The organism is Paraburkholderia dilworthii (genome assembly GCF_000472525.1).
GTDB lineage: Bacteria > Pseudomonadota > Gammaproteobacteria > Burkholderiales > Burkholderiaceae > Paraburkholderia > Paraburkholderia dilworthii.
Window position 1 is genome coordinate 78757 of the sequence record NZ_AWZT01000001.1, and the last position, 12909, is coordinate 91665.

Consider the following 12909-nt stretch of genomic DNA (forward strand, 5'->3'; position numbering starts at 1 on the left):
GCAAGCGCGTTTGCGAATTTAGCGTTATGCGCGCGTCACGCCAAAAATTACATTGATTGCGTGACGAATCGCGAATGCTCACCTCGCTAAACGACAATTCAGAGAGGTTTAAATGGCAACGAGTGCATCGAATGGCATGCTGGTGGGCGAAGCGCCCATAGGGATGGTGACGCGTCGGAAGGCGATTTTCGCTACCGTCATTGGAAGTGGTCTGGAGTGGTTCGATTTTTCCGGATACGCGTTCTTTGCGGCAATCATCGGCAAACTGTTTTTTCCCTCTGGGAACGAGACGACCTCGCTGCTGCTGGCGCTCGCGACCTTCGGCGTAGGTTTCGTCATGCGTCCGCTCGGCGGCATTGCTTTCGGCATCTATGCGGACAAGGTTGGGCGCAAGCGGGCGCTCTCGCTCGCGATGCTTGTGATGGCGCTCGGCTCAGCCCTCATCGCTTTCGCTCCTACTTACCAGAGCATCGGAATCGCGGCGCCGTGCCTCATCGTCGTCGCGCGCATGCTGCAGGGCCTGTCCGCAGGCGGCGAAATGGGGGGAGCAACTGCGTTCCTGACTGAGCATGCTCCAGCGAATCGTCGAGCGTTTTTTTCCAGCTGGATTCAGACCAGCATCGGTTTCGCCGTGGTCATCGGCAGCATTACCGGCGCAGTCATCACCTCAAGCATGTCGGTCGAGTCGCTGACATCTTGGGGCTGGCGTATTCCGTTCGTTGTCGGAATGCTCGTTGCTCCGGTCGGCTATTACATCCGCCTGAAAATAGAAGAGACACCGGAATTTACGTCGGAGAAGCGTCATGCCAGCACGCCGCTCCGTGACGTAATCCGCGAATACCCACGAGGAGTTGTCGCAAGCCTGTTGATGGTCGTGCTGTGGACCGTGTGTACGTACGTCATCCTGTTCTACATTCCGACCTACGTTGTGAAGTACCTTCACATGCCTCAGCGGGAAGGCTTTATCTCAGGCATCGTCAGCGGTGGTGTGCTGATGGTAATGGCTCCCATCTTCGGTGCCCTGTCAGACCGCGTCGGCAAGCGACCCGTCATTACGATTGCAGCGCTTGTCATTCTCGCCGCCAGCTATCCGCTGTTTTCTCACCTCATCAAGTCGCCTACATTCGGAACGCTGCTCACCTTCCAGGTCATTTTCGGTGTGCTCATCGCGGCCTACACCGGTCCAATCCTGGCGCTATTCACCGAAATGTTCCCGAGCCGCGTGCGTACAACGGGACTATCGTTGGCGTACAACGGCGCCGTGACTATCTTCGGCGGCTTCGCCTCTTTCATCATTACCTGGCTCGCGCAGGTAACTGGCGATGCCGAATCTGCCTCTTACTACATCATCTTTGCCGCTGTCCTAAGCCTCCTCGGCACGCGGTTGATGAGGCCCTACCAGTCGTGAGGAAACAAATGAGCAAGCTTGTACTTGAAGGCGTAGCGGTGTTCGACCCCGCAACGCGAAAACGCCAGACCAGCGTTAACGTCTGTATAGCCGATGGAAAAATAGCTGCAATCGGCGACGTGCCCGCCTCGTTCGATGATGCCCGCAGGTTAACCCTGCCTGGCCGCACGGTTTTGCCCGGTTTCATCGACCTTCACGTACACGTCGTCGCAGGCAATACCAATCTGGGTGCGAGCGCGGCGATGCCAAACTTCCTCGCTGCACTCAAAACGTTGCCCGTACTGCGTGGAATGCTGAATCGAGGCTTCACTACCGTACGAGACGCCGGTGGAGCAGACTTCGGTATGTGTGAGGCCGTGAACAATGGCGTCCTCTGGGGCCCGCGCATTCTGTCATCGGGGAAAGCGTTGTCCCAGACTGGCGGCCACGGCGACTTCCGTCAGCGCAACGATAAGTTGGACGACGCGTGCGGATGTCTGGGCCGTCAAGGGTCCATCGCTCGGGTCGTAGACGGGGTCGACGCGATGCGTCTGGCAGTTCGCGAAGAGTTGCTCAAAGGTGCCTCCCAAATCAAAGTCATGGCGTCGGGCGGCGTAGCCTCGCCCAACGACCCGATAACGAACACGCAATATTCGGAGGAAGAAATCCGGGCAGCCGTGCAGGAAGCAGAGGCTGCGGGCACCTATGTGATGGCCCACGCATATACCGCTCGCGCCGTCCGACGCGCGGTTGAATGCGGCGTCAAATGCATTGAGCACGGCAACCTGATTGACGAAGAGACTGCTCGTCTGCTTGTAGAGCGCGATGTCGCAGTTGTCCCAACGTTGTCGACATTAGACAGGCTATCGGAGAAAGGTCCAGCGCTCGGCTTCCCCGTCGAGTCACTCGAAAAGATTGACGGAGCACGGTCCGTAGGGCGCGAGGCTTTAGCACTGATGTCGCGTGTCGGTGTGAAAGTCGGCTTCGGGTCGGACATGCTCGGCGAATTGCATGCCTTCCAGTCTGATGAATTCGCAGTCAGAGCGGAAGTGGTCGGTAACATCGAGGCAATTCGTTCCGCGACCTGTGTTGCCGCAGAAATCACCCGGGAAACAGGCGTACGGGGAACCGTAGCTGTCGGTGCTGTGGCCGACCTGATTGTCGTTGACGGGGACCCGGTGGAGGACATCTCCCTGTTGCTAGGTCAGGGCGAGCACATCCCTGTTGTCATCAAAGGCGGCGTGGTCATGAAAGAAGATGGTCGTCTGCTCGAGCCTGTCGGGAACTGATGGATAGCCCTTCGGCTTTGGAGCAGCTTGCTGCCGCCTTAAACACACAGGTCTGGGCCAGCGGCAGGTGCCTACCAGGGGAGTGAAGTCTCGTCGGATTGCCCCTAATGCAGCCAGATTGCTGCTGCCTCTCACCGCCGAACCCATCGGCTCAAGACACTCGAACGAAAAGGCTTTCGAATGACATCACGCGACATCCGGAATTTCGACGCAGCTGCGACTGCCTCGCTCCTCGACTACCAGATTCTTGTGAGCGTGCTCGCTGACACCATCGTCGAATACAGCGCTAGCAAGGTGGTGAGTCCGGAACGGATGGCAATTCCGATGCAGGACGGAGGATTGATGCTGTCGATGCCGGCAAGCGCGAGCGACCTCGCGATTCACAAGTTGGTCAACGTCTGCCCCGGCAACGCGAGAAGACAGTTACCCACTATTCACGGGCAAGTCATCGCCTGTGACGCCTTCACCGGCGAGATGCTTTTCGTACTGGACGGTCCTACGGTGACCGGCCGCCGCACAGCGGCGGTGACCGCGCTTGGCATCCAGACGCTTCACGGCCACTCGCCGAAAGAGATTGTCATCATCGGTACCGGCAAGCAGGCGTCGAACCATGCGGAAGCACTTGCGGCCATATTCCCTGAAGCCCAACTGCGCGTTAAGGGGCGCTCCGAGCCCAACGCACGCGAGTTCGTGGCTCGTAACCGCTCAGTTGCGCCCAATCTAACCGCCATTACCGATGAAGCGATTCCGGAAACGGCAGACGTCGTCATTACATTGACCACCAGTAAAAAGCCTGTGTACACGGAACCTGGACGCGAGGGCCGCCTCGTGATTGGCGTGGGCGCCTTCACACCTGACGCAGCAGAAATTTCGAAGAGTACCGTTGATAGCAGTTCTCTGGTTGTCGACGACCCCGTCGGAGCAAAGCACGAAGCTGGCGACTTGATTCAAGCTCAGGTCGATTGGACCGACGTCATGCCGCTGGCTAAAGCTCTTCAAGGTGAGTTCAAGGCGAGCAAACCAGTTCTTTTCAAAAGCGTGGGATGCGCTGCGTGGGATTTGGCTGCGTGTCGGGTCGTCGCGAACGCGTTGCGATAACTGACCTCGCGCTTCGGATGAGAAGCGGAAGCATCTTCTGGAGGAAAAGCCGTTGTCGTTTATATACTCATTCGATGCGAACGGTGACCTGAACGGAGCACCTACGACCGTTGACATTGAAGGACGGCCTGCCAGTCGCGTAGGGCCGATGAAGTCATTAGCCTGGTTACGAAGCACATATGAAAATCACTCGCACCATTTCGACTGTTGAAGTACATACCGGCGGAGAGGCGTTCCGTATCGTAACGAGCGGACTTCCCCGGTTGCCGGGCGACACCATCGTAAAGCGCCGCGCATGGCTGAAAGAAAACGCCGATGAGATTCGCATGGCGTTGATGTTCGAGCCGCGTGGTCATGCCGACATGTACGGCGGCTACCTGACCGAGCCGATAAGTTCCGACGCCGACTTCGGGATCATCTTCGTGCACAACGAGGGCTACAGCGACCATTGCGGACACGGAGTAATCGCGCTGTCTACCGCGGCCGTCGAGTTGGGATGGGTGCAGCGCCAGATTCCCGAAACGCGCATCGGCATCGACGCTCCATGTGGCTTTATCGAAGCGTTCGTGCAATGGGATGGCGAGCATGCCGGCAACGTTCGTTTCGTGAACGTCCCGTCGTTCATCTGGAAGAGAGATGTCACCGTTGAAACGCCGTCCTTCGGCACGGTCAAAGGCGATATCGCATTTGGAGGCGCGTTCTACTTTTACACCGACGGTGCGCCGCATGGTTTGGAAGTTCGCGAGTCTTCTGTCGAGGAACTCATTCGCTTCGGTGCCGAAGTGAAGGACGCAGCAAACAGGACGTTCCCGGTTGAGCATCCGGACATTCCAGAAATCAACCACATCTACGGCACTATCATCGCGAACAAACCTCGGCATGAAGGCTCCACGCAAGCCAACTGCTGCGTGTTTGCCGACCGGGAAGTGGACCGCTCGCCGACCGGCTCTGGCACTGGCGGGCGGGTTGCTCAGCTCTACCTGCGTGGTGAATTGGGCAAGGAAGAAACGCTTGTAAATGAGTCCGTTATCGGAACCATTTTTAAGGGCCGCGTGCTTAGCGAGACTACCGTCGGGGAGTTCAAGGCAGTCATTCCCGAGGTCGAAGGCAATGCATATGTTTGCGGCTTCGCAAATTGGATTGTGGACGAACGTGACCCTTTGACCTACGGGTTCCTTGTTCGATAAGCGACTCCGGTAATACCAGTTAGCGCGGGAGCTCCCACCGAGCATTCCGCGCTTTTCTCGTCTGGAAACAATTCGGAGGCTTCCGACAAATGGGTCGGTGCCGGGTGAACCGGACCTGTTGCAGCATGGGCACGCTCGAACCGGCGGGGGCGGCGCGCTGCGCTCGATGCACCTGTCGATCAGCACGCTTTTCTTTTCACTGGCCACGGTGTTCGTGGTCGTCGCGCTGCTGCCGGCGCCGCTCGACGCCGTGCGGCGTGGCGCGCGCAGGGCAGACGCGGGTGAGGTTCAAAGCGCCATGGAATAGAGCGGTGCGCCCGGTGCGATCTGGCGTGCGTCATCCTGGATGAGTGACGCGGCTCATCCGCGATGGAACGGGCGTTGCGGGCTGCGGGTCCGTCACTAACGCACTGTCCGAGTTTCGTGAGTTTCGCCTATTGCACCGCGTGGCAATGGTTCGTATGTCTGCGATGTAACGCCACGCGCAGCCGGGTTGCCGCCGAGCCGGATCATCTGCACGTGATGCAGCACCGTGAACGCGTCATCCGGCTGGCCCGCGGGTGTCGACGACGGTCTCGACCAACGCCTGGGCTCGCAACGCATCTGCATGAACTTGCTGCTTGGCTCCAGTTGGTAATCGACGGCACTCACCGCTGGTCGCGGATCTCGCCCGGCCCCTTGCCGGTCCAGCGCTTAAGCGCTCTGCGGAAATTTGCCGTATCGGTGAAACCGACCAGCATTGCCACATCATCGGTACTCAGCTTCGTTGTCTTCAGGTACTCGGTCGCGAGCGAGCATCTGACGTCATCGACTATGGCAACAAACGACGTCCCTTCGGCTTCCAACCTGCGTCGAAGCGTGCGGCTCGTCATCTTCAATGCCGCCGCAACGGTTTCCATACCGGGGAAGACGCCGGGTTTGCGCATCAACAACTGATAGACCTCGCCCGCTGCGCCTGACGAAACCTTTGCTTGCCCGATGAGCCGGTCGCACGTCTCCTGCAAAAGCGCAGCCGAGTGCCGGTGCGCGAGATGCGGTTTCATCTCGAGGATCGCGCTGTCGTAGATGAGCTCGCATTCCTCGGCATCGAATTCGCACGGACAGCCCAGATACTCGGGATAGACAGCGGCGTAGTCGGGCGCCGGATAAGAGAACCGTGCAAGCAACGGAGGACAGCTTCGGCCGGCCACGTCCTGCAGGTGGGTCACGTGTTGCGTGTACTGCTGCTCCAGCAAGAACTGCTGCACGTCGTGCGGCAGGTTGGATGTGAACGCGTCCGGGAAAGTCCACACCGAGGTATCCGGGCGCTCGGTCCATTCGATCGTGATGGTCGGCGTCGCCAGCCGGTGATATTTGACGCCGAGTCGAAAGTAGTCTCGCAGCGAAAGACACGACATCAGCGCGTAGCCATACATGCCATACGCCGCAAGATGAAGACGGGCGCCCGTTCTGAACGGCGTGCCCGGATCGGACGACAGCGCGACCGCATTTCTGCACACTGCCGCGTACTGCCGCACCGAGGTCAGCACCGACGCGTCGTAGATCTGGTCGGGCGACACACCGCTGCCCTTCAGGCTGTCCTCGGGGGCAATGCCTTGCTCGGCCAGCACTTCCACCAGCGCAGCAATCTTGTACGGCGCGTAAATGCGCTCGTTCAACAACGGAAATCTCGACGACACCGCGCCTCCTGTCGGTGTCCTGCGGGGACACCAGCTTGTCCGTAAATGACCTTACATCGCCGATCGTATCTCACTACTATCAGTGGAACAAGAGAGGCTCGCACGGCAGTGGCGCAGCGCTTCAGACCATCGGAGACAGATGTCGATCTTTCGTCGGCCTCATCTTGCGCTTGCCGCTTATATGCGCTGCGCGCGCCGGAGCCGCGCACGCGGCGATTCCCACATCTAGCGGTTGCAAATGTCGCCACTGGAACGATAGAGAAATGAGCAATTCCCCAAGCAAAGTCATCATCACCTGCGCTGTGACAGGCTCGGCGCATGTGCCGTCGATGTCCGAATATCTGCCGCTCACGCCCGAGGACATCAGGACTCAGGCGCTCGAGGCCGCCGAAGCCGGCGCGGCGATTCTTCACCTGCATGCACGCAACCCCGAAGACGGCCGGCCGACGCCGTCGCCAGACGTCTTCCGGCAATTCGTGCCGGCGATCGCCGAGCAGACCGACGCCGTTATCAATATTTCGACGGGCGGTAGCACGCGCATGACATTGGACGAGCGTCTCGCTTACGCGCGTGTGGCCAAACCGGAAATGTGTTCGCTGAACATGGGCTCGATGAACTTCTCGCTGCATCCGGTTGCGGCCAAGATGTCGTCGTGGCGCTTCGACTGGGAGAAGGAATACGTCGAAGGCATGGAGGACATGATTTTCCGCAACACCTTCCGCGACATCAAAAATATCCTCGCGGAGTTCCGCGATTACGGCACGCGCTTCGAATTCGAATGTTATGACGTCGGACACTTGTACAGTCTCGCGTACTTCATCGACATTGGGCTCATCAAGCCGCCGTTCTTCGTCCAGTCCGTTCTCGGCATTCTGGGCGGCATCGGCCCTGATCCGGAAAACCTCGCCGTCATGCGATCAACCGCCGACCGTTTGTTCGGACGCGAGAACTACCAGTTCTCGATTCTCGGTGCGGGGCGTCATCAGATGTCGCTCGTGACCATGGGCGCGATCATGGGCGGGAACGTGCGTGTCGGACTCGAAGACAGCGTTTATCTGTCGCGTGGCGTCAAGGCGAGATCGAACGCGGAACAGGTCCGCAAGATCCGCCGGATTCTCGAAGAGCTGTCTTTTGAAATCGCGACGCCGGCAGAAGCTCGGCAAATCCTCGGCCTGAAGGGGCGAGAGAGCGTCTCGCTTTGAACACATGGCGACGCAACGCGTCGAGCCGAAACAGACCCACTCCTGCCGCACGTGCATCAACAGTATGCCAAAGCGGAACATGACAAAAACAAACAGGATAATTACTGGAGACATCATGAGCGCTACAACACTCGACCGCAGTTCAGGAGAGGTACATTGGCTTGCCACCCGCAAGGCAATGGCGAGGCTCCTTCCCCTGATGTGCGCAATTTACTTTCTGTCATTCATCGATCGCACCAACGTCGCGTTGGCCAAGAGTGCGCTGGCAGCGGACCTTGGTATCAGTGCCGCGGCCTACGGGCTCGGTGCCGGCATTTTCTTCATCGGCTATGCGTTGCTCGAGGTGCCGAGCAACCTCATGGCGCACCGCATCGGGCCTCGCGTATGGATCGCGCGAATCGCAGTGACATGGGGCGCGCTGTCTACCGCGATGATGTTCGTCCAAGGCGAGTGGTCGTTCTACGTGTTGCGCGTGCTGCTGGGCGTCGCCGAAGCAGGCCTCTTTCCTGCGCTGATGTACATGGTGACGCTCTGGTTCGCTCCGAAGGATCGCGCCGTCGCGGTCGGCTGGATTTATACGGCTCCGTCGATCGCGCTGATCGTCGGCAATCCGCTCGGCGCGAGCCTCATGCAACTCGGAGGAATGGGCGGACTTCACGGCTGGCAGTGGATGTTCCTGCTCGAAGGCGTGCCGACTATCGTGTTTGGCATCGTCCTGTTTTTCAAATTGCCGAACCGGCCTTCCGATGTCCGCTGGCTCTCGCCGCAAGAAGCGCAAGCGCTCGAGGCGAACGCGGTAATCGACACTCACGGCCACGCCGATCTCACTTCCGCAAACTGGATCGCGGCGCTGAAGCGTCCCACCACGGTGCTTATCGCGCTCATCTATTTCCTGAATCAGGTGGCATTTGTCGGCCTGTACTTCTTCACTCCTTCGATCGTCGCACAGATGCATGTGAAGTCGCCGGTGCTCGTCGGCGTTCTGTCGAGTAGCGTCGGCATAGGCTTTCTCATTGGCGTGTTGACGCTTCCGCGCATCCACCGGCGGATAGCGAGCGACTGCGGCTTTATCGGCGCATTGACTGCGGGCGTTGTCGTAAGCGCATTTGCGTTCATCGCGATCAAAAGTCAGGCTGCGCAGATCGTTCTGCTCGGCATCACGGGCTTCTTCGCGGGCGGCATTCTGCCGTCTTACTGGGCCGTTGCGATGAAGCGGCTGCAAGGCGTGCAAGCGGCCGCGGGCCTCGCTTTTATCAACACCGTCGGGCTCCTGGGCGGCTTCGTCGGGCCGTATCTGTTCGGGCTCGCCGAGACGGCCACGGGCCGAAGCGACTCGGGCTTCAATGTCGTCGTGGTCGCGTCGGTGCTCGGCCTGTGCCTCGTTCCGGCACTTGCCAAAGCTATCCATAGTGCCGAGCGTCCCGCCGTCGCCACCTTGACGGCGTCGAAAGGTTGATGCCGCGTCACGCCGACAGCGTGCGCGCGGAGGTCACACTTGAATCCGATTAGGGACTTCGCGATCGATGTCGCTGCGATCCGGACGATAGGGCATGACCTGCCGCGTCCCGCATGCATACTCGCGCGCCGCGACGGTTCCCTTCTCGCAGCGGACGCGCGAGTAGCTTTGCATTTCTCGCCAGGTGGCGATACATACTTTTGAGTGCAATACATGAACACTTTCGAACTGTTGAAACCGCGAGCCGGCCTGCGCGTTCTGATCTCCGGCGCGGCCTCGGGCATCGGCGCGGCCATTGCCGACGCATTCCTGCAAACAGACGCGCACGTCTACGTCTGCGATGTGGATCCCGCTGCAATTGAAAAGGTGAAGCAACGCAGCCCGAAGCTGCACACGGGTGTTGCCGACGTTGGCAATCGCGAGCAGGTAGACGCGGTCATCGACGATGCGCACGCCAGGCTCGGTGGCCTCGACGTCCTCATCAACAATGCGGGCATTGCGGGTCCGACGGGCGACGTCGATGCCATCGCGCCGGACGAGTGGGAAAGAACCATTTCGACGAACCTCAACAGTCAGTTCTATTTTTTGCGCAAAGCGGTGCCGCTTCTCAAAGAGACGTCGGATTGCGCGAGCATCATCGCGATGTCCTCCGTTGCCGGCCGGCTCGGCTACGCATATCGCACGCCGTACGCTTCGTCGAAATGGGCCATCGTCGGGCTCATGAAGTCGTTGGCCGTCGAACTGGGGCCGAGCAACGTGCGCGTCAATGCGATTTTGCCGGGCGTCGTCCAGGGCGAGCGCATGGATCGCGTGATCGCAGCAAGAGCCGAGTCGACGGGCGTGTCGTTCGAAGAAATGAAACAGCAGTACCTCGACAAGATTTCGCTTCGCCGCATGGTCACCGTCGACGATATCGCGGCGCTGGCGCTTTTCCTCGCGTCGCCGGCTGGCCGGAATATCTCCGGGCAAGCCATTAGCGTCGACGGCAACGTCGAATATCTATAAGGATGCGTAAATCAATGAGACTCAAAGGCAAGGTCGCCATCGTGACGGGCGCGGCACAAGGAATTGGTGCAGCGACAGCACTGAAATTCGCCCGTGAAGGCGCCGTGGTCGCGGCGTGCGACCTCAATGCGGAGGCAGTGAAGAGCGTGGTCGGCGCGTGTCGTGAACTGGGCGCTGAAGCTGCGGGTTTAGCTGTCGATATGGCAAACCGGCAAGCGGTTCGCGATATGGTCGCCAAGGTACTGCAGCAGTTCGGGCGAGTGGACGTGCTCGTGAACAACGCGGGCATTACGCGCGATGCGCGTCTGCAAAAAATGACGCAGGAGCAGTTCGACGACGTCATCGATGTGAACCTGCGCGGCGTTTTCCACGCAACTCAGGCTGTGGTCGATTGCATGATCGAGCAGCAGGCCGGCGTCATTTTGAACGCGAGTTCAGTGGTGGGCATCTACGGCAACTACGGACAGACGAACTACGCGGCGTCCAAATTCGGCGTCATCGGATTTACGAAGACGTGGAGCCGAGAGCTTGGACCGAAAGGCATCCGCGTGAATGCCGTGGCTCCCGGCTTTATCGACACGCCCATTCTCGCGACGGTACCCGACGAGGTGATCGAGAAGATGCGAGGCCAGGTTCCACTGCGGCGCCTGGGAAGGCCGGACGAGATCGCCAATATCTACGCATTTCTCGCAAGCGATGAGGCGAGTTACATCAACGGCGCCGTCATCGAAGCATCTGGTGGCATGACACTTTAGGCGTTCGAGGCCGCGCGGCGCGGTTGGGTCGCGGTGTGAACGTTGACCATAACGGAGACATCCATGAAATCAGCCCATTCATGCAGGCTCAACGTTGCACGCGCGATCGCCGTTCTGGCCATTTCGGCGGCCTGTGCATCGGGCATGGCCGCGACTTTGCCGACCGTACACGCGGCCGCGTGCGAGCGCCTGCTTGGCTTTACCGTGCCCGCTTACGACATCGGTTTGCCGACGTCAGGGGCGAGCGTTACCGCGGTCAAGCCGGTCGCCGCGAGTGGAAGCGGCGCGAGCGCGCTGCCCGAGTACTGCGAGATTACGGGCAAGATCTCGCCCGTCGACAGGTCCGCCCCCGACATTCAGTTCAAGGTCGCGCTGCCTGCGCGTTGGAACGATAAAGTGGTGATGTTGGGCGGCGGAGGTTTCGACGGCACGATTCCCGACGTAACAGGCAATGTACCGAATGGGCCGGTCGACAAATCGGGGCCGTTAGGCCGCGGCTATGCGACGTTCGCGAGCGACTCGGGGCACCAGGCCAACGCGCTCGGCTCTCAGGACGGCCGCTTCGGCCTGAACGACGAGGCAGTCAGAAACTTTGGCGGGGACGCGCTGAAGAAAACGCGCGACGCGGCACTCGCCATCATCAAGGCTCGCTATTCACACTTGCCGCGCGAGGCGTATTTTGCGGGAGGATCGACGGGCGGACGTGAAGCCGTCACCGCGATTCAGCGCTGGCCGTCCGATTGGAATGGCGCAATCGCCTGGTATCCGGCATGGGACGATGCGGCGGCGCTCCTCGGAGGTCAGCGTATGAGCCGGGCGCTCGCGAAACCGGGCGCCTATCTGTCCGTTGGAAAACGGCAAGCGGTGTATGACGCGGCAATGCAGGCGTGCGATGCACTCGACGGCGTTGTCGACGGACTCATCAGCGATCAGCAGCAATGCAATGCGCGCTTCGAGCCGTCCCTCGCCACGCTCAGTGGCGCGCCGTTGCGTTGTCCGAAAGGTGCCGACACTGGAGAGAACTGTCTGTCCGACGCGCAAATCGAAGCATTGAACGCGATCAATACGCCGACGCACTTCCGCTTCTGGCTGGCCAGCGGCGAGACACAGTACCCGGGCTACAACGTCTGGGGCGCCGATCTTGGCATTACCAGCCGCATGTCGCCGGTCGAACCTGTCGTGACTTTCCTCGCGTTCGGCACATCGCAGCCTGCCAATCCCATGCCGTTGACGGCGCCCTACATCAGCGTGCTGACTGACCAGTGGATCAAGTACTCGGTCACTCGTGATCCGAACTTCGATTCTCTGTCGCTCGATCCGCAAGCGCCAGGCGTGTGGGCAAACCGCATCAGCCGGCTGAGTTCGCAGCTCGACGCGAACAGGGACATCTCTGCGTTCAAGGCGCGCGGCGGGAAGCTGCTGCTCGTTCACGGCCTGGTGGATGTGCTGGTCAGCACGCGTGCAACCGAGGAGTACTATCGACGCCTGCAAGCGCAGTTCGGCGCTGCTCAGGTTCGCTCATTCGTGCGCTTCTACGAGATCCCCGGCATGGGCCATGCCGCGAGCAGCACATTCAACGCGACATGGGATTCCTTGTCGGCTCTGGAGGACTGGGTGGAAAGACGGAACGCGCCCGTCGACCAGGTAACCACCGACACAGCTGGCGTGCCTGGACGCACTCGGCCACTATGCGAATACCCGACGTGGCCGCGGTACGAAGCTGGCGACGTGAATCGAGCCGATTCTTTTAAGTGCGCGGAATGAGCGGAAGATGGGGGAGTCTTCTGTGGCATGTGCTCGATGTGCCGGCCTCTGGGTTCGGTATGCAATCGGACATCCTCGCGAGCTACG

The 12909-nt window shown here is 60.0% G+C and carries 11 protein-coding genes; 10 read left to right on the forward strand and 1 reads right to left on the reverse strand.

Going from position 1 to position 12909, the window contains the following annotated elements; translation table 11 throughout:
* Positions 1-112: 112 nt before the first annotated feature.
* The 5 genes from F759_RS0100400 to F759_RS42760 all read left to right on the forward strand — a co-directional run bounded on the left by F759_RS0100400 (position 113) and on the right by F759_RS42760 (position 5268).
* Complete coding sequence (locus F759_RS0100400) at positions 113-1408, forward strand: MFS transporter (RefSeq protein WP_051377025.1); 1296 nt, start codon at positions 113-115, stop codon at positions 1406-1408.
* Between the two features lie 8 nt (positions 1409-1416).
* Positions 1417-2676 carry a metal-dependent hydrolase family protein gene (locus F759_RS0100405; protein WP_027798091.1) on the forward strand — a complete coding sequence of 420 codons (1260 nt, stop codon included), beginning with the start codon at positions 1417-1419 and terminating at the stop codon, positions 2674-2676.
* A 180-nt stretch (positions 2677-2856) separates the two neighbouring features.
* Entirely contained in the window at positions 2857-3774 is a 918-nt protein-coding gene (gene lhpI / locus F759_RS0100410) for a bifunctional Delta(1)-pyrroline-2-carboxylate/Delta(1)-piperideine-2-carboxylate reductase (protein WP_027798092.1), read from the forward strand.
* Positions 3775-3953: 179 nt separating this feature from the next.
* The gene (gene lhpH / locus F759_RS0100415) at positions 3954-4961 is read left to right on the forward strand and encodes a trans-3-hydroxy-L-proline dehydratase (protein WP_027798093.1); all 1008 of its coding nucleotides are present in this window, start codon (positions 3954-3956) and stop codon (positions 4959-4961) included.
* 166 nt (positions 4962-5127) lie between these two features.
* Complete coding sequence (locus tag F759_RS42760) at positions 5128-5268, forward strand: hypothetical protein (RefSeq protein WP_154670893.1); 141 nt, start codon at positions 5128-5130, stop codon at positions 5266-5268.
* Positions 5269-5608: 340 nt separating this feature from the next.
* Here the strand turns inward: F759_RS42760 and F759_RS0100425 are convergent, their stop codons facing one another.
* Positions 5609-6640: an AraC family transcriptional regulator gene (locus F759_RS0100425; RefSeq protein WP_027798095.1), complete on the reverse strand. Its 1032-nt coding sequence runs from the start codon at positions 6638-6640 to the stop codon at positions 5609-5611.
* Positions 6641-6903: 263 nt separating this feature from the next.
* On the opposite strand from F759_RS0100425, the gene F759_RS0100430 reads away from it, so the two are divergent.
* The 5 genes from F759_RS0100430 (at position 6904) to F759_RS0100455 (ending at position 12822) form a co-directional block, all read left to right on the forward strand.
* On the forward strand, positions 6904-7842 hold the full coding sequence (locus F759_RS0100430; protein ID WP_027798096.1) for a BKACE family enzyme: 939 nt from the start codon (positions 6904-6906) through the stop codon (positions 7840-7842).
* A gap of 115 nt (positions 7843-7957) precedes the next feature.
* Positions 7958-9298: an MFS transporter gene (locus tag F759_RS0100435; RefSeq protein ID WP_027798097.1), complete on the forward strand. Its 1341-nt coding sequence runs from the start codon at positions 7958-7960 to the stop codon at positions 9296-9298.
* 213 nt (positions 9299-9511) lie between these two features.
* The gene (locus F759_RS0100445) at positions 9512-10303 is read left to right on the forward strand and encodes an SDR family oxidoreductase (RefSeq protein ID WP_027798098.1); all 792 of its coding nucleotides are present in this window, start codon (positions 9512-9514) and stop codon (positions 10301-10303) included.
* A gap of 14 nt (positions 10304-10317) precedes the next feature.
* On the forward strand, positions 10318-11058 hold the full coding sequence (fabG, locus tag F759_RS0100450) for a 3-oxoacyl-ACP reductase FabG (protein ID WP_027798099.1): 741 nt from the start codon (positions 10318-10320) through the stop codon (positions 11056-11058).
* A gap of 63 nt (positions 11059-11121) precedes the next feature.
* Positions 11122-12822, forward strand: coding sequence for a tannase/feruloyl esterase family alpha/beta hydrolase (locus F759_RS0100455; protein ID WP_027798100.1), 1701 nt, complete (start codon positions 11122-11124; stop codon positions 12820-12822).
* Positions 12823-12909: the final 87 nt, after the last annotated feature.